14 protein-coding genes, 1 tRNA gene and 3 pseudogenes are annotated in these 17238 nt (G+C 57.2%); 9 read left to right on the top strand and 9 right to left on the bottom strand.

Translation table 11 applies throughout. The annotated features are described in order from the left end of the window. Positions 1-28 precede the first annotated feature (28 nt). Positions 29-478: pseudogene (locus FrondiHNR_RS11170) on the top strand (amidase domain-containing protein); the annotation flags it as partial. A 337-nt stretch (positions 479-815) separates the two neighbouring features. Here the strand turns inward: FrondiHNR_RS11170 and FrondiHNR_RS11165 are convergent. The 6 genes from FrondiHNR_RS11165 to FrondiHNR_RS11140 all read right to left on the bottom strand — a co-directional run bounded on the left by FrondiHNR_RS11165 (position 816) and on the right by FrondiHNR_RS11140 (position 7842). Next, positions 816-1283, bottom strand: coding sequence for a GNAT family N-acetyltransferase (locus FrondiHNR_RS11165; RefSeq protein WP_279352848.1), 468 nt, complete (start codon positions 1281-1283; stop codon positions 816-818). A gap of 90 nt (positions 1284-1373) precedes the next feature. After that, entirely contained in the window at positions 1374-3131 is a 1758-nt protein-coding gene (locus FrondiHNR_RS11160) for a HAMP domain-containing sensor histidine kinase (protein WP_279352846.1), read from the bottom strand. A gap of 26 nt (positions 3132-3157) precedes the next feature. Then, positions 3158-3853: a response regulator transcription factor gene (locus tag FrondiHNR_RS11155; RefSeq protein ID WP_279352845.1), complete on the bottom strand. Its 696-nt coding sequence runs from the start codon at positions 3851-3853 to the stop codon at positions 3158-3160. A gap of 106 nt (positions 3854-3959) precedes the next feature. Next, complete coding sequence (locus FrondiHNR_RS11150; RefSeq protein WP_279352844.1) at positions 3960-5615, bottom strand: DNA repair helicase XPB; 1656 nt, start codon at positions 5613-5615, stop codon at positions 3960-3962. 31 nt (positions 5616-5646) lie between these two features. Further along, entirely contained in the window at positions 5647-7539 is a 1893-nt protein-coding gene (locus tag FrondiHNR_RS11145) for a helicase-associated domain-containing protein (protein WP_279352843.1), read from the bottom strand. An 18-nt stretch (positions 7540-7557) separates the two neighbouring features. Then, complete coding sequence (locus tag FrondiHNR_RS11140; protein WP_279352842.1) at positions 7558-7842, bottom strand: hypothetical protein; 285 nt, start codon at positions 7840-7842, stop codon at positions 7558-7560. Positions 7843-8022: 180 nt separating this feature from the next. On the opposite strand from FrondiHNR_RS11140, the gene FrondiHNR_RS11135 reads away from it, so the two are divergent. Next, positions 8023-8409 (top strand): cold shock domain-containing protein, encoded by a 387-nt coding sequence (locus FrondiHNR_RS11135; protein ID WP_279352841.1) that lies wholly within the window; start codon positions 8023-8025, stop codon positions 8407-8409. Continuing rightward, positions 8402-9088 carry a DUF3027 domain-containing protein gene (locus tag FrondiHNR_RS11130; protein ID WP_279352840.1) on the top strand — a complete coding sequence of 229 codons (687 nt, stop codon included), beginning with the start codon at positions 8402-8404 and terminating at the stop codon, positions 9086-9088. The genes FrondiHNR_RS11135 and FrondiHNR_RS11130 overlap by 8 nt, the downstream gene beginning before the upstream one ends. A 40-nt stretch (positions 9089-9128) precedes the next feature. Here the strand turns inward: FrondiHNR_RS11130 and serC are convergent, their stop codons facing one another. After that, positions 9129-10241, bottom strand: coding sequence for a phosphoserine transaminase (gene serC / locus FrondiHNR_RS11125; RefSeq protein WP_279352838.1), 1113 nt, complete (start codon positions 10239-10241; stop codon positions 9129-9131). 104 nt (positions 10242-10345) lie between these two features. Between serC and FrondiHNR_RS11120 the strand changes: the two genes are divergently transcribed. The 3 genes from FrondiHNR_RS11120 to FrondiHNR_RS11110 all read left to right on the top strand — a co-directional run bounded on the left by FrondiHNR_RS11120 (position 10346) and on the right by FrondiHNR_RS11110 (position 12180). Then, a complete protein-coding gene (locus tag FrondiHNR_RS11120; RefSeq protein ID WP_279352837.1) occupies positions 10346-11044 on the top strand; it encodes a metal-dependent transcriptional regulator in 699 nt (232 codons plus the stop codon). A 198-nt stretch (positions 11045-11242) separates the two neighbouring features. Then, a complete protein-coding gene (locus FrondiHNR_RS11115; RefSeq protein WP_279352836.1) occupies positions 11243-12022 on the top strand; it encodes an NlpC/P60 family protein in 780 nt (259 codons plus the stop codon). A gap of 83 nt (positions 12023-12105) precedes the next feature. Next, a tRNA-Arg gene (locus FrondiHNR_RS11110) sits at positions 12106-12180 on the top strand. Positions 12181-12269: 89 nt separating this feature from the next. Here FrondiHNR_RS11110 and FrondiHNR_RS11105 read toward each other — a convergent pair. Then, positions 12270-12623: a tyrosine-type recombinase/integrase gene (locus FrondiHNR_RS11105; RefSeq protein WP_279352834.1), complete on the bottom strand. Its 354-nt coding sequence runs from the start codon at positions 12621-12623 to the stop codon at positions 12270-12272. Between the two features lie 183 nt (positions 12624-12806). Between FrondiHNR_RS11105 and FrondiHNR_RS11100 the strand changes: the two are divergent. From FrondiHNR_RS11100 to FrondiHNR_RS11090, 3 genes and pseudogenes are all read left to right on the top strand, one after another. Further along, positions 12807-12932: pseudogene (locus FrondiHNR_RS11100) on the top strand (ISL3 family transposase); the annotation flags it as partial. A gap of 249 nt (positions 12933-13181) precedes the next feature. Then, positions 13182-14456 carry an alpha/beta fold hydrolase gene (locus FrondiHNR_RS11095; RefSeq protein ID WP_279352808.1) on the top strand — a complete coding sequence of 425 codons (1275 nt, stop codon included), beginning with the start codon at positions 13182-13184 and terminating at the stop codon, positions 14454-14456. Between the two features lie 509 nt (positions 14457-14965). Beyond that, positions 14966-15079, top strand: a pseudogene (locus FrondiHNR_RS11090) (IS5/IS1182 family transposase); the annotation flags it as partial. Between the two features lie 16 nt (positions 15080-15095). Here FrondiHNR_RS11090 and FrondiHNR_RS11085 read toward each other — a convergent pair. Further along, entirely contained in the window at positions 15096-17201 is a 2106-nt protein-coding gene (locus tag FrondiHNR_RS11085) for an alpha-galactosidase (RefSeq protein ID WP_279352832.1), read from the bottom strand. Between the last annotated feature and the right edge of the window lie 37 nt (positions 17202-17238).

The following is a 17238-nucleotide window of genomic DNA, read 5'->3' as shown; positions in this document are numbered from 1 at the left end:
TCCGAGTAACGGGTGGGCAACACCCTCGTGGGCATACGTTCGGAGCTTTACACAGTGGATGATGGATGTGAAGAGTGAATTTGGTATAACCCGTTCCGACCTGAACAGGGACGCAGCCACGCTGAGTAAAGTTAAGGTCGGGGACATCGTTACATTTACCTGGAACAATGCGCCGAGCACACGGAGCGAAGGACTGGATGGTATGGGGTCCGGAGTAAGTCCTGAGGGCCTTGGTGCGGGACTGGACCCTCAGGATTTGGGGGGAGTAGACCCCTGGGCTGTTCCCTACAACGGCGCCCCTAGCATGGCACAATTGGGAATGGACCACTCAATGACTGTTACCCGGGTTACAGACGATGCGGGTAATCTTAACATCCAGCTTGCGGGTCACAATAATGACCGCAATTACCTGCCTCTTGACGCGATCTATGGGGGAACCCCCAACATGGTCGGTAGCATTTGGCACCTCCCCAACTAACGGGAAACCGGACTACGCACGTGTAACGAGTGACGGCTGTACATTCCAAGCTGCTGCGCCCCCGGATGCTTGAGTTTTTTTGCTCTTTCGGAACAGTTGGGAAAAATCTTCCCGATTCTCCAAACACCCCACGGATTACACGGACTTCTCCGTGAAAAAACGCTTCACGCTCAAGGCGGGGCGGGCCACCCTCATGGGTATCCACCCCGCCTTGTATCTATTGCTGTTTTTATGCTTTGAAATCCGAGCTTCCTGGCTATGTCGCCACCGGCTAACATGCGAAAAGCATCGATCGTGTAAACCGCTTCTTGCGTTATGAGCACGGCGGTTTCTTTGATTATTCGGGTGGTGTGGAAAGCTCTAGGTGAAGGATCGGATATGGTCGACCATCTCCGTCGATTTCGCTGCGGCCCGCCTGTGTGAAGCCGTGATTGAGGTAGAAGCTGCGTGCGCTCGGATTCTGCTCGTTCACGTCGGCTTTGGTCACGCCGTGTAGCGTAATTGCCTCGGCCAAGAGAGCGCTGCAGATTCCTCTGCCGCGCATTGAGTGCGAGACAAAAAGCATCTCGAGACTGTTGTGTGAAAAGCCGGTAAAACCAACCGGTTCCCCATTAAGCTCCGCCACAATGAGGGCTACTGCTGGGAAATAAGCAGAGACAAGACTGCTTTCTATGCGCTCGAAATCGGCTTCCTTAAGAAAATCGTGTGTTGCGCCGACGGCGCTGCGCCAGATCTCGACGAGTGCAGGGTACTCCATCGATCCGGAGGTCGGCCGGATTATAAGTTCGCCTTTTATCTTGTGCATCTAGCAATTTTAGTGTGGCTCTTTGACGTCTGAGGGGTATCGACGGCGGCCATCTCGTCTCACAGATTCTCTACCTTTATACCAGCGGAGCTAAGGGGTAGATTTGAGCTGGGGCTTTTCGGGGGTTTTCTCGCCACTCTGCTGTACTGTTTCGGTATCGAGGGGGAGCGTCACCCGGAAGGTTGCTCCTCCACCCGGGGTCTCGTGCGCGCTCACGGTGCCGTTGTGTGCGGCCACAATTGAGGAGACGATTGCGAGTCCTAGACCGCTGCCTCCCGTTTCTCTGGTGCGTGAGGTGTCTGCCCGCCAGAATCGCTGGAATATCTTCTCTCGAATCTGTTCCGGGATACCCTCTCCGTGATCTACAATCTCAAACGTTGCGGTTTTCTCAACCTGGTTAACGCTGATAACAATTTCAAGCGGACTATTGTCGTCTGTAAAACGGATTGCATTGCCGATCAGGTTGGTCATAACCTGGCGAATCTTGTTTTCATCCCCTCGAATAACGGCCTGTACCGGTTGGGTCGGTGTTGTCTTAGCCGCGGGGTTAGCATGCTCAGAAGCGGTGTTGTCTGTTTGGTTCTGGGGGACTTTACTTAGCGGTTGAGTATCGGCAAGCGAGCTTTTACGCATACGCATTTGGCGGAGTCGTGCGATTGTTGCGGTGGCAAAGGCGATGCTTCCCGTGCTGGGCTGGGTTGTCCCGGATTTTTCTGTTTCTGCGGACCGGGTGAGAGTGTTGCCCGAGGAGGGTTCTGCGTCTCCCACGACGGTGTCCGAGACAAGCACCCGAACCTCCCGGGCGGGTTGTTGCGCCATAGCGTCGAGGGCCGCGTCTTTGGCAAGCGGAACGAGATCTACGGGAAGTTTCTCGAGCGGCTTAGTTTCGTCAAGCCGGGCAAGGGCGAGCAGATCTTCGACAAGAGTGCCCATGCGGATCGCTTCCTTCTCAATGCGATCCATTGCTTGGGTAACATCTTCGGGTTTTTGGAAGGCTCCCATTCGGTAGAGTTCCGCATATCCGCGCACAGAAACCAGGGGGGTGCGAAGCTCGTGGCTGGCATCCCCCACAAAGCGGCGCATCTGATTGATGGTTTTTGCGCGGTCATTAAGCGCGGAGTCAATGTGTCGGAGCATGGTATTGAGGGCGCGAACGAGGCGACCGACCTCGGTGTTTTCTTCGCTGCTGGGTACTCTCTGGTTAAAATCACCGGCAGCTATGGCGTCGGCCGTAGCCTCTACCTGGTGCAGGGGTTCGAACGCGCTTGTGACGAGTATGCGGGTGAGAACGGCACCGAGGATTACAACGGTAATCCCAAAACCCGAAAAGATGGAGATGTAGTGCACCATGGTCTCGTCAATGTCTGCCAGAGACTTCGCGATAACGAGTGTTGCCTGGCTTTCGCTGGAGTCGCGGGTGGCAATAGGTTTAAAAATGGCGCTCCACTCAACACTGGAGTTTTCCTGCTGGAGGCGGAATGTTTGAGTGCCTAAATTTTGCACGTATTCTGTGGTGAAGCCGGGGGCGATCAGTGGAACGGAAGCTTCTTGTGCATAAAAATAATTGTTGTAGACGAGGTCTCCCTTTCCGTCAAGCACGGCAACGTAATTGTTGCGGGGGGCATTGATAACATCGTCTCGAGTCAAGTTATTAAGGTTTGTTCCGGGACGAAGCGCTGGAGTGGGGTCGATGGCGAATGCCTGCACCGATTTATCGACCCCGGCTTCCAGCTGAGGCCGGAGAATCATCATGGTTCCCGTGCCCACGATAAGAATACCGAAGGTGAGAATCAGTACCGTCACCCCGGTAATCTTTGTGCGGAGAGAGATAGATTCCCAGCGCCTCATAAAATCACGCTTTCGCGCGTGTCGTGTTACGACTTCTGATCCACTTTCAACATGTAGCCAAAGCCACGCTTGGTCTGGATAAGGGGACTGTCGGAGTGCTGCTCCAGCTTGCGGCGGAGGTATGAGATGTATGATTCGACAATCCCGGCATCACCGTTGAAGTCGTATTCCCACACGTGGTCTAGGATTTGGGCTTTGCTTAGCACTCGGTTGGGGTTCAGCATGAGGTAGCGTAGCAGCTTGAACTCGGTGGGGCTCAGCTCTACACTCACATCACCCACATAGACCTCGTGGGTGTCTTGATCCATGCGCAGCGGACCCGCCTCGATTTGGGCGTCCTCTTCGTCTTGAATAGTACGGCGGAGGATCGCCTTGATTCGGGCAACAATTTCGTCCAGGCTGAACGGTTTGGTGACGTAGTCGTCGCCGCCCACGGTGAGACCCGTGATCTTGTCTTCGGTGTCGTCCTTTGCCGTGAGGAAAAGGATGGGAGCTGTATAGCCCGCAGCCCTAAGACGCTTGGTTACGCTAAAGCCGTTCATGTCGGGCAGCATGACGTCAAGGATGATGAGATCCGGTTCTTCTTCGAGAACTGCGGAAATTGTCTGGGCACCGTTACTTACGGCTCGCACCCCAAATCCGGCAAAACGCAGGCTTGTGGTGACCAGGTCTCGGATGTTTGGTTCATCGTCGACAACGAGTATGCGCGGTCCATTGTTCATGCAGTCATTATCTGATGGTTTGCTGAATACTGGCTGAAAAATTCTTTTTTGCTCTTTTTAGTAACCTGTGTCTTCGTTATTCCGCAGCTATTTTTATGGTGTGAGGTTATCGTGTAAGTTCTGTGGCGGACACAACAGCGGACGCATCGAGAATCGTATAGGAGTATCCCTGCTCGGCAAGAAAACGCTGCCGATTCTGGGCGAAATCTTGATCAACCGTATCGCGGGCAATGAGGGTGTAGAACGATGCCGAGTGGCCCGTGCTGCTCGGGCGCAGTAGCCGACCGAGCCGTTGTGCCTCCTCCTGGCGCGAACCAAAGGATCCGGAAACCTGGATTGCAACCGAGGCATCCGGGAGGTCAACCGAGAAGTTTGCGACCTTGCTGACAACAAGAACTTTAATCGTGCCCTCGCGGAACTGCTGGAAGAGTTCTTCTCTCTCGGCGACCGGAGTTGAGCCGGTGAGGCTGGGGAGTTCGAGTGTGTTTGCGATCTCTTCAATCTGGTCAAGATACTGGGCAATGATGAGGATCTGTTCTCCCTCGTGTTTCTTGAGGAGGTGACGAACCGTGTCTAGCTTGGCGGGAGCAGTTGCGGCGAGGCGGTAGCGTTCGTTGTCGGCCGCAGCAGCGTACTCCAGGCGGGTAGCCTGTGGAAGGTCAACACGAACCTCAAAGCATTCGGCGGGAGAAATATACCCCTGTGCCTCAATCTCTTTCCAGGGAGCATCGTAGCGTTTGGGTCCGATCAGGCTGAAAACATCTCCCTCCCGGCCATCCTCACGGACGAGTGTTGCAGTGAGACCTAGGCGGCGGCGTGCCTGTAGGTCTGCGGTGAGTTTAAAAATGGGGGCGGGTAGGAGGTGAACCTCGTCGTAGACGATCAGACCCCAGTCAAGCGCATCAAGCACGGAGAGGTGGGTGTACACTCCTCCCCGCTTAGCCGTGAGTATTTGATAGGTGGCGATGGTCACGGGCTTGATCTCTTTCAGCTGGCCCGAATACTCGCCGATGTCTTCCTCGGTGAGGTCGGTGCGTCTGAGTAGCTCGTCACGCCACTGTCTTGCCGAGACAGTATTGGTAACCAGGACCAGGGTTGTTGTGCCGATTGCCGACATAGTTCCCGCTCCCACCAGGGTTTTACCCGCACCGCAGGGGAGAACCACCACACCGGAACCGCCGTTCTGAAAATTTTCAATAGCTTTGAGCTGGTATCCGCGCAGTTGCCAATCATCAGTGAGGGATATCTCGTGGGGTTTTCCGGGAGTGTAACCGGCTCGGTCCTCCGCGGGCCAACCCTGCTTGACCAACTCCTGTTTAAGCTGGCCACGAGCCCAGGGTTCAATCGCAAATGTGTCGGGCGCTACCCGTTCGCCGAGTAAAGAACTAATACGTTTGCTGCGTGAGATCTGGTTTAGTGCGGCTTCGTCTTCCGAGCGAATGATTAATTGTCCCTCGGGGCTTCGTTCGATAACGAGGCGCCCATAACGGCCGATGGTTTCGGTGATGTCGATCACAACCGATTGGGGAACATCAAATTTTGAGTATCGCGTGAGTGTGCCAAGGATCTCGTCGGCGGTGTGTCCTGCCGCACGCGCGTTCCACAGACCCAGCTGCGTGATGCGGTAGGTGTGCATGTGTTCGGGTGCACGTTCGAGTTCGGCAAACACGGCGATATCGTGCCGTGCATCTTCTGCGTCGGGATGAGCGACCTCAAGAAGAACGGTTCGGTCGCTCTGCACAATGAGTGGTCCGGTAGACATAAGGAACCATAATACGCGCAGTGGCCGAGAATTAGCTCTCTGCCGGTTCGATTCCTGTGATCCAGGCGAGGGGTAGGGTCCTCTCAACGTCGGATAGCTCGTCCAGACCGCGCAGTCGCTGAGTCGAAAGGCTGGTGGGCAAGATGGTGTATTTGTGGGTGGTTCCGTTGGGGGCGACGAGACTCACCGTGATCCGCGATTTGGTCTTGATTGCGGTGGTGAGCTGATGCGTCAGACCTCCCGCTGCGGGGTCGCTTTCGTGGGAGTGCTGGTTATTACGCAGCCGTTCCCGGAGGTGTGTGATGGAGGGGTTTGCCTGTCTTGCAGGGGAAGGGCCGGGGAAGGGGGTTGTGGGGGCGTCGTTTTTTGCCGCTACAAGCTCGTTTTCACCCGGTGCAGCGGGGTATTTAGCCTCGTGTAGGGAGAGGAGAACCACGCGTGCTGACATGGTAGAGATGAGTGTGTCTTGATCGTGACGCTTTAGTGAGAGGTGCTGGAGCCCGCGATCGACCAGCAGTGTTTCTAATTGCTGGGGATCACTCGCTGTGATGGCGGTGAGGGGCGAGACACTCGACGCCTCCGAGGGGAGCGTGCTCACTTTGATACTGCCAAATCGACGCACGGCTTCTGTGATGAGATAGTCAAGCGGTTGGGGGATCTCCGTGAGTGAGAGATTACGGAGAAAGGATCGGATTTCTTCCTCGTGAAGGCCTCGATTAAGCGCACGGAAGAGTGAGGTCTCGGTGATTCGATAGGTGGGGGCCAGTCCACGGCTTTCGATGGTGGCGATGCCGCGTAGTTGTTGGTCAAGGGCGGCACGCAGTGGCCCGGGAGAGACAATTGTCAGGTCGGGCTGGATGTAGACCTGGGAAACCTCGGTCGGTAGCAGGGGGGCGAGTGTTGCTGCTGCAGCTGTGGGGCCCTCGGATAAGAGAGCTCTTGTAAAGCTGCTCCCCGCGCTGCCGGAGAGCGCGCCGATATAGCGTGACTCCGCGCGAATTGATTGGGCCTGCGCGTTTGCAAAGTCGGCAGAGGCGGGAAATAGCCAGGGAACCAGAGTGTCGAGAGCGTCATCCCAGATGTGACGTGGGTGTTGGGCTAGGGTCTCGAGAATATTTGGTGGGAGGGAGGCTGCCCACGCGGATACGAGGGTGACCCAGCGTTCTGCCGGGGAGAGGAGAAGCCACGCATCCGCTTCCGGACGGGTAACCCAGCTTTCAGCGGTTTCCACGATGAGCTGTGCGCGTTCCGCAAGTTTCATCGTGAGGGGCAGGTCATCAATGTCTATCTGTAAGGTTTCGGAGAGCCGCTTGCTGGCGGGAAGGGTGAGGCCGCCGCGGCTGCGAACCGGGGCGGGTGAATCTTGTAACTCAATTACCAGGTCGCGGGTTGTTCGGAGGAGAGAGAATGCCGCCTCGGCGGCGTGGCGGTCGGCGTTCTCAACGGGTTCGATGGGAACGGCCTCAAGCGCGGAGGGTGGAGCCAGGTGGGTGAGTTCCAGTAGGGAGGGTGCGCCCCTCTCCTGCAGCAGGGTCAGCGCTTGGGTGACCTCCGGCCAAATCTGCACTCCGGTATCCGTCAGGCGAACGAGCGCGAGGGTATTCAGGCTTCCGACAGTGCGTCGGGCCCAGTCAAAGGGTAGTTTGTGTTGCGGGTTTGCGGTGGTTATTATCTCCTGTATCTCGCCGAGGGAGAGTGGCGGCTCGTCAGGGTGGGCGCTGAAGAGGATTGCAACTGCGGCCAGGGCGTTGCGATCCAGGCGGCTCAGGACGCGGTCGAGTGACTCCGGTGCGAGCAAGGATTCGGCCAGGTTCAAAAAGTTTTTGATGCCGCCGGGGGAGATGTCACGGGCCTCAAGAACGAGCTCAAGGTCATCATCTGAGAGGGCGCTGAGCTGGTGCGAGAGGGCAAGAACGCTGGTCATACGGGACCAAAATGAGGGTTACCCCTCTTGACGCCCCTTTTTTGCATCGGGTGTCTGGGCTCGTCGTCGAATCATTCCTAGGATCAAGAGTGTCATTATTAGGACAAAGCCCAGGGGTAGTCCCACATAAGAGGCAGCAGTTACTATGGGCCATACGCCTTGTGTAAAGGAGCTGCGCTCAAATCCGAGCAGGCTTGCGATCAGGACAGAGAGAAACGAGAGTATAGAAAGGCCGATAATCACTGCGATTGCGTAGGCAAGAACATGCTCAATACGGCTGGGTTTTCCCTGATCTTTTGACATCATCCTCTCTATATTACCGTGACTTCTGCTCGCGTGTGAGTCCCGTCGCTGTGCCCTGCGCCGAGAGGTTACCGTGACGAATACCGCTTTGTGCCGCCTTACTCATAGACTGTTCATAAGGGTATTGTGGGTAATTCTCCCGCATATCTCACCGGTACACAAGAAACGAAGGAACGTGCAATGCCTACTGGCAAAGTAAAGTTTTACGATGAGGATAAGGGCTTTGGCTTCATCGCATCAGACGATGGGCAAGAGGTCTTTTTGCACGCCACGGCGTTGCCTCAGGGTGTTACCGTCAAACCGGGGACCCGGCTTGAGTTCGGTGTTGCTGAGGGTAAGCGTGGAGCGCAGGCTCTTTCGGTGCGTGTTATTGATACCGCACATCGCGCCCCGCGCACGAGAGCAGACCGCAAATCAGCAGATGATATGGCGGTTATTGTTGAAGACTTAGTGAAGCTGCTTGACGGTGTTGGCGAGCGGTTTAAAGCGGGACACTACCCGGAAGCGGCGCAGTCGCGAAAGATTGCAACCATGTTGCGGCGGATAGCGGATGACCTCGATGCCTAAAGACAACCCGGAAGAGACCCCTGAGGCAAATGCTATCTCCAGTGTGGAGGCTGCGGGAGACGAGACGGTAGCTAAGGTAGGCGACGCTAAGTTACCTGGTGGTGACATGCTCGACGCTGACGTGTCTGACGGCGACGTATCCGGTGCTGACACAGGCTTGTCAGTCATTGAGTATGCTGCCGACGGGGTGTTGCTTGCGGCACACGAATTGGCGCGTAAGGCACTGATCGAGATTACGCCGGAGTCAACGATCGGTGATGTTATGGGTTATACGGTGGAGGGAGAGCATGTGCTTTCGTTGCACTTTACAACCACGCTCCCCGGGTATCCCGGCTGGTATTGGTCGGCAACTCTGGCCAGGGTGGCAGAGGGTGTGTCCCCCACTGTCGTGGAGGTTGAGCTACTCCCGGGCGAGGGCGCGCTATTGGCCCCCGATTGGGTGCCGTGGTCGGTGCGGTTAGCGCAGTTTCTTGAGTCGCAGGCCCTGCTTGAGGAGGAAGAGCGGATTGCGCTTGAGGAAGCCGCACTCGAGCTTGATGATGACGAGGATGATGATGAAGACGATATTCTCGTGAACGATTTCAGCGACTTTGATGATGAGATCGATGGAGTTGATGTCGACTCAGTTCTTGATTCTGACGACGAGGACTCCGACGACGAGGAAGATCCCTCCCGGTAAACGGGAGCAGCGGTGGCGAGGCCCCGCTTGAGAACCCTGTTTAGAGACGCTCCAGCAGATAGTCGATAGCTCCCGTGAGGGTGCGCACATCGTCCGGCTCAATCGCGACAAAAGTTGCGATGCGCAATTGGTTGCGTCCCAGCTTGCGATACGGCTCAGTATCAACAATTCCGTTAGCGCGAAGCTGCTTTGCCAGGGCCGTGGCATCGACGCTCTCCGCAAAATCAATTGTGACAACTACCTGCGAGCGGTGAGCGTGATTGCTCACAAACGGTGTGGCGGTAGCGGTGTGTTCAACCCAGTCGTAGAGAATGCCGGACGACTCGGCGGTGCGTGCTGATGCCCACTCGAGACCTCCGTTGTCGAGGATCCACTGCACCTGGTTATTGAGCATAGCCAGGGTGGTGATCGCCGGGGTGTTAAGCGTTTGGTTGAGGCGCGAGTTGCTTACGACGTTCCCCAGGCTGAGAAACTCTGGAATATAGCGGTTGCTCGAGGCTATGCGCTCTATACGCTCGATGGCCGCGGGCGAAAGAAGCGCAAACCAGAGCCCACCGTCGGAGGCGAAGTTTTTCTGGGGCGCAAAGTAGTAGACGTCAGCCTGTGACGTATCAAAGTTGACGCCACCCGCGGCGCTGGTGGCGTCAACGACGGTTAACGCTCCGGTGTCGCCCTGGACTCGGTGTACGGGAGCCATCACTCCGGTAGAGGTCTCGTTGTGGGGCCAGGCATAAAGGTCAATCCCGGGGACAGCCTCGGGAGACACGAGGGAACCCGCATCGGCCTTGCGAACATCGGGTGCGTTGAGGAAGGGGGTGGCTGCCGCCGCGGCAAACTTTGAGCCGAACTCACCAAACACCAGGTTTTGACTGCGTTGTTCGATGAGAGAGTGAGCCGCCGCGTCCCAGAAGGCGGTTGAGCCACCATTGGCGAGCACTACCTCGTAGCCGTCGGGTATCTGGAAGAGGTCTGCTAAGCCCTCGCGAACCTGTCCTACCAAGTTTTTAACCGGAGACTGGCGGTGCGAGGTTCCCAGGATGGTCTTTTCGATGGCGTGAACCGCGGCAACCTGCTCGGGCCTCACCTTGGAGGGACCACAGCCAAAACGGCCGTCGGAAGGAATAAGGTGGGGGGGCAACACGTTGTGTGACATGCAATGATTCTATTGCGAATGCCCCGGTCATAGAATTCGCATTGATATGTTTTGTAGTTAGTCTTGGTAAGTTGGGTGTATTGCGTGTAGTTGAGGAGAGCAGCATGACGGATCTGATTGACACTACTGAAATGTATCTTCGCACCATCCTGGAACTCGAAGAAGAGAATATTGTGCCGCTTCGTGCCCGCATCTCCGAGCGTTTGGGTCACTCCGGACCCACGGTATCGCAGACCGTGGGGCGAATGGAGCGTGACGGCTTGGTAGTGGTTTCGGGGGACCGTCATCTTGAGCTCACTGCAAGTGGGCGCCGTAAGGCTGTGCACGTTATGCGTAAACACCGCCTCGCGGAGCGACTGCTCAGTGACCTTATCGGTCTGGAGTGGGAATACGTTCACGAGGAAGCCTGCCGGTGGGAGCACGTGATGAGCGAGCAGGTAGAGCGTAAGCTGATGAGCATACTGGGTGATCCCAAGGAATCTCCATATGGGAACCCAATTCCGGGGCTTGTGGAGATTGGCGGTTCCGAGACCGAATCTTTCTCTGAGGGTGTGGTCAATATTGTGGATGCCGTTATTCATGCGGAGGGTCCAGTGTCGGGTACGATCCGCCGCCTGGGAGAACCCGCGCAGGTGGACCCTGAGCTCCTTGCACAACTGAAACAGGCGGGCGTTATTCCCGGTAACATGGGGCTTTTTTCCCGTAGCGGTTCATACGTTGTAGTGCAGATTAACGGTTTTGACGAAGGCCTCGAACTCCCCAACGAGGTTGCGGGTCACATCTTCATTAACAGCGAGAAGTAGGGTGCGGGACAACCTCGACGCATGAGGCCTGAGGTGCGGTGCGCGCTTGTGGAATTAATGTAAAAATACTCAATCGAGGTGACGGAAACGTTATTTTCATGTAGGCTCTTGCGCAGTGTAACTTTTTGGTCCCGTAAAACCGCTTAGTTATCAAGAACCGGCGAACAAAGAATCGAAACTAATTTTGGAGGTCATCCGTTGGCTTTTTTGAGCAGACGTGAAACCACAACTCAAATCGAAGCACCCGCTAAAAAGCGTTCCTGGAGCAAGAGTGCTCTTGTTCGTAATGGAGTTGCCCTCGGCCTGAGCGCGGGGCTTCTCGGGACACTAGCTTTGCCCGCGTATGCAGAACTCCCTGAGGGGCAAACGAGTATCTACATCCCTGAAGCCAGTCTGCAGAGCCTCATGGCGGACAGCGTTGTTGTGAGCGAATCCTTTGAGGCGCAGTCCTTTGAAGTGACCACAGGGCATCAAATCGCTGCGGCGGAGCAGGCTGAGAAAGAGCGTGTTGCGGCAGAGACGGCTGCGGCAGAAGCGGCTGCGAACCGCGCTACGGCTCAGCAGCGAGGGAGCACCTCGTCGCCCGGTGGAGCTACGGCGGGATGTACCGACGCTAGTTGCGCAGCTCCTGTTTCGTCCAGTACCGAGGCTTTTGTTGCGGCGGCTTTAGCGCAGGTGGGCAGGCAGCAAGACTGCACTGCTCTGGTTGAGAATGCGTACGCTACCGTGCTGGGACGTAGCGTTGGTGATCAGTCCCCCATGCAGCTTGCAACGGGAAAGGGCGTGAAAGGCCGTGCGGTTCCCGTCAGTGAGGTTCAACGAGGTGACGTTGTGGGCAGGAATGGGCACGTATTCATCTACCTCGGTAACGGGCAGGGAGTTCATGGAGGATGGACCAACGGTTCTACGGTTGTAGCCGGCGGTGAAATCTCGAACCCGTTGAAATACACGAATGCATTTCGTCCCGATTTCTCATAAGCTCTAAACATTTCGAAGCCCGCTCACCACACGGTGGAGCGGGCTTCGTTTTGATCTGGTGTATCGCTAGACTTGTAGGGTTCGCCTCTGTAGCTCAATGGAAGAGCACCTCCGTCCTAAGGAGTTGGTTGGGAGTTCGAGTCTCTCCAGGGGCACCAGACTAACCCTGCTACTTCCCTATAAAAAACTGGGAAGTAGCAGGGGTTCTTTTCATTTAAAACTGAGCTTGCCCACATTTTGCCCACACTTAAATCAAAACTCGCTCTGAGAGACGTTCCGCTACGCCGTCTAGATCATCCTCAAATAGGTCAGCGTAGGTGTCTAGTGTCATGGCAGCGCTGGCGTGACCAAGCATTCGCTGAACCGCTTTAATATCTACCCCGGCACTAATTGCCAGACTCGCGGCAGTGTGCCTCAGATCGTGCGGGATAAAAAATTCCGACAGACCCACTCGCTTCCGCGCAAGCATGAACCACGATTTCCGCGTCTTCTTGCTCTCTGTGATCCTTCCACTGTCGGGCCTGCGGAGATGCCCGCCACTGAGCGGTGAGGTGAAGAGCAGGTCGCTATCAGGTTTTCCTGCACATAGATCGGCTAGCATGCGTTCCAGTCTGCGGGGAAAAGCCACTGAGCGGATTTCGTGGGTTTTCGGTGGACCTATGACTATTTTTTCCCCACCTCTGTAGCGGCCGGATTGACACCGATTCGCCCACTAAGGAATTCCACATCACCGACTTGTAGTCCGGAGGTGTGTGTGGGCCGGGGATAACGCTGCTGTGGAATCATTCTTCATCCTGTTACAGAAGAGCGTGTTGAACCGGTGAGCACAAAGATCCGCCTCATCACGAGGGTCGCGTTTGGATTCAAGTCCCCGGAAGCGTTGAGCTCGCTCGCGATGCTCTCGCTCGGGAGCCCTCGGCTCGCCTCCCGGGAGGGGGCTGGGCCACGGAAACATGAGGAGAGCCGTGAAACGTTTGGGTTCCTGACCCTGCGAGAAGGGTTCGAGCGACTCCTTCGTGGAGAGAGTGTTGCTACGACCACTTGGCACTACCGCTTCGATGAAGACCGGATACGAGCTCGCGAGTTTGGCACCTCAGAACGACGTAAATAGTACCAACGGTCGACGCATCGATTTTCAGGACGTGGAAAGCTGAATGGCATGATTCGTTTCTCTCCCACTATTTCTCGATGGGTGGGTGCCTCTGCGCTAGTAGCGCTCCTGGCAATCCCTCTTGTATCCTGCGCGCCCCTCAACGCTGGTTCCGCCGCTGCGACGGTCTTCCCGGAAGCCACATACCCTGCAGGAAAATGGAAAGACTGTCCGCTGCCCGGGCAAGTGAAACGCCAATGCATGGGAGTCGAAGTTGGTCAGGAGTCGAACGAAAACGCAACGCAGGTTCGCCTAGCGGTAGCGCTTACTCCGGCGGAAAAGACCTCTCGCGGAATACTCATCGTTGACCCCGGAGGCCCCACGATCTCCGGGGCGCTCTTTCAGGCCAGTTTCGCGGCCCGAGCCCCGCAATCCATCCGCGACAACTTCGATATCGTTGGCTACGATCGGCGCGGCTTCGGAGCAAGCTCACCGACCACCTGCGAGATTGATGACCCCCCGGCATTCGAAGCATCGAGCATTGACGAGGACTGGTCAGCTTACGAACCACAGCTCAAGCGTCAGCTGGCTGAGTGTCAAACAAATCGAGAAGATCCTGTCTTCACCGCCGGAATCCGAGCCGGAGTTCGGGATCTGGAGGCTGTGCGCGAAGCGCTCAAAGTGGACCAGGTGAACATGCTCGCCATCTCCTATGGCACGCTTCTCGGGCAAGCCTACCTCGCTGAACACCCCGACCGGGTTCGCACTATGATCCTCGACGGTGTCGTGGACCCAACCGTTTCCGGACCTGTGCGGTCTCTGAACGATTCTCTCGATCTTGAAACGGCCAAAGCGAGCTACGGAACCGATCGCGACCCGAAAATCGCAGAAGGATTCGCTGCTGCTTTGACGGAGTTGCAGAAGTCTTACCCTGCTTTTCCCTCGTACTCGCAAGACCTCGCCTACCTCTGCACGGACTTCACTTGGCCCACCTCTCCCGCGGGTCTTGCAGCCTGGGGTCTCAGTCTGGAAGAGCAGGCCGACGTGCTCACCAGCCGGGCACCCTGTGTGCTGTGGCCAACGCGTGCTCCCGTCGGAACCCTCAGCTTCAAGGACTCCCCGAAACCGCTGATCATTAACAGCACAAAAGACGCTCGAACGCCCCTGGCCGGGGCGCAAGCCGTCGCTCGCGCGACGGGTGGAACTTTGCTCACCATGCCCGGCCCGTTCCACGGGCTCACCGGTAGCTTTACCTGTCCTACCCAGCGTGCTGCTGACTATCTCCTGAGCGGAATTCTTCCCGCGCCTGGAGAGTGCCCCGCACCGAAGGTGTCTGTCGATTAAACTTTGAGCTCGAGTCTCTCAAGGGGCACTATGGTTGACGCCACCAAATATGCGAACGTGGGTGTTCTGCCTGTGAGTTCGGCAAATGGCTCGGCGAGCTGGAGCACGGTGGTTTCGGTTTCAGCCTTGTAGATACGTTCGAAGAATACTCGGTGTGCGAGGCGTTTGCCTGTGTCTCCGGTGGTGCGATACGTGTGTTCGTATTGGGCAAGCAAGTGGATTGCTTGACCGGGGAAAGCCTGGTTGCTTGCGTGGGGTCTTACCCCATTTCTATAGGCACCAGGTCAGGCTCTTGGCTGATATATCTTGGATCGTGTGCACTGTCCAGGCCGATACCGCACCCGTGTGTGTTCCAGGGTTGAACCAGGATTGAATCGGATTGTTCTCTGTACCGAACCCCTCGGACACGATCCCTCAGGGTAGAGAGGCTCCTAGCGTTCACAATCTCGGCGTGTGGTTCGAGTCTGGTTTCACACTGTGCTCCGATGAATATCAAAGCGGCGAGCCTTCAGCGGGCGTTCAACTTGATGAAGCAGTGGCGAAGCCTCGCGACACGCTATGACAAGCCCGCGGTCACCTACCGGGCCGGGGTTGTGATCGCAGCGATTTTGACCCGACTACGAGTTGAGGAGACACGCCCTAGAGCGCGGTCATCATCCATAGCGCCGCATTTTCGGGAGCGAGCAGCGGGGTCCGCAGCCCAACCTCAGCGAGTTGACGGCCTGTGAGGGTAACCGAGCCTGCGGCCAGCCAGGCGGGTGGGGCATCCTGGATCGTCAACGGAGCTTCGCCGGTCAGCAGCGGAGTAACACGGTAGAGTAGTTCGGGGTTAAGGCCCTCAAAACGCACGGGGGCGGGAAGTGCCCGGCGCGGAGCGTCAAGCGCCACCTCGGCAAATAACGCGGTGCGCTGATCGGCCGAAACTATTCCAGAAACGGTTACGGCAGGGTCGCTGGGGTCCACACGAACCGCGGTTCCCCCGGTGATGAGTTGGTCAAGCTTCTTATACAGCGCAATCCAGTTGGCAACGGTTGCGAGTTCTTCCTCGCTTGCTTCGGCCAGATCCCACTCGATGCCGGCGCTACCAAATAATGCCGTTGCAAGGCGAAAACTCAGTTGCGCCCGGCGCTGCGTCGTGTGGGCCCGCTCCGCCCCAAGGTGGCCGCCAAGAAACTCCGGGGGTATCAGGATGCCCGTATAACGTTGGATGGCCTGCCGCTCAAGCGGATCGTTGGTGTCACTTGTCCACACGCGGTGTACCCACTGCAACACCCCAAGATCAATCCGACCCCCACCGGAGGCGCAAGATTCAAGCTGCACCGACGGATGCGATTCCCGAATCGCGTCAAGCAACTGATAAAACGCAATCGTCTGCCGATGCGACCGGGGGCTGAGCAAGTCACGGTTGTGATCCCATTTGAGGTACGAGATCGGATACTCGTCGAGCAGGGCACGTAACCTGCCAAGCACGTACTCAAACGCCTCCGGGACCGCAAGGTTCAGGACCCGTTGGAAGCGCCACTCAATCGCGGATGGCTGCCCAAGCACCCAGTCGGGATGTTCCCGGGCAAGCTCGGAGTCAGCGCTGATCATTTCTGGTTCGACCCAGAGGCCAAACTGCATCCCCTGCGTGATGACGTACTCGCACAGCGGGGTGAGCCCGTCTGGCCACTTGGTTGCGTCGATCGTCCAGTCACCGAGGGCCCTCCGGTCATCGGTCCGGCCCGTGAACCAGCCGTCATCAAGCACAAACCTTTCAACGCCAACCCGTGCCGCCAAATCTACAAGGTTTTTCAGCACCGGCAGGTCGTGGTCAAAATAGACCGCCTCCCACGTGTTGAGTGTGACCGGTGGTGCTGAATCAAGCGGAGAGAGACGGCGAACGAAGGGGTGGAAACGCGCTGATAGGCCGTCGATCCCCGTGCCTGACCAGGCCGCGACGGTCCACGGGGTGCGGTAGCGTTCGCCGGTATTCAGCACAATTTCGCCGGCGGCGAGGTTCTCACCGCTGCCCAGCAGGCTGTGCCCGGCCGATTGGTTTTCTGCCCACAGGTGTTTATCACCACTCCACGCCAGGTGGCAGGACCAGACCTCGCCGGAGCGAAAGCCAAAACCCTTGGTTCCAACGGCAAGCAAAAACGGGTCGTCGTGGCCGGGGCGACCGTGGGCCGTTGCCCGGCTCCACGCCCCACTATTCAGCGGGGTTCGTTGCGGACGGCGCTCGTGCGTCCATAGCCCGGTAAAGTCGAGGATCTCCTGTGCCCGCTCGGGCAGGGGAAGGGTGGCGGAGAGCTCACCCAAAAACCAGGGCTGCGCACCGAGGTTGGTCACGTCGTGGCGAAGGCGGAGGATGCCCTCGGGCGAAAGCCTGATCTCGGTGCTGAATGCCAGTTCTGCCGTTGTGTCACTCATCACAAGGCGAAGCACCTGCTCGCCGCCGACAGTCTCAACCGGTGCAACCGGGTCAAGCCTCAGAGTGAGATCGAGCCCGGAACCATCGGCACGGAAGCCGGTCACCCCCTGTCGCCCAACCCAGCCGTCCTCAATTCTGGGGAGTAAGGAAACCCGAAAGGGAACGTCGATTGAGCTTGGGCCAACGGAAGGAGTCCCGGCATCCACCATCGAAGCAAGCATCTCGGTTGATAGCTCCCCGAGGTCAGCGCCCCAGTGTGTCACGCTGGGAACGGTTGTTCCCCTCGCGTCTAGCACAAGAGAGGTGCCAGCGGCTCGAAGATAAGCGATCATGATATTGCCTCGATGGTGGATACCGGATAACTACCGT

The organism is Lysinibacter sp. HNR (assembly GCF_029760935.1).
GTDB lineage: Bacteria > Actinomycetota > Actinomycetes > Actinomycetales > Microbacteriaceae > HNR.
Note: the sequence above shows the minus strand (reverse complement) of the source record. Positions and strands in the feature narration are given on the sequence as shown.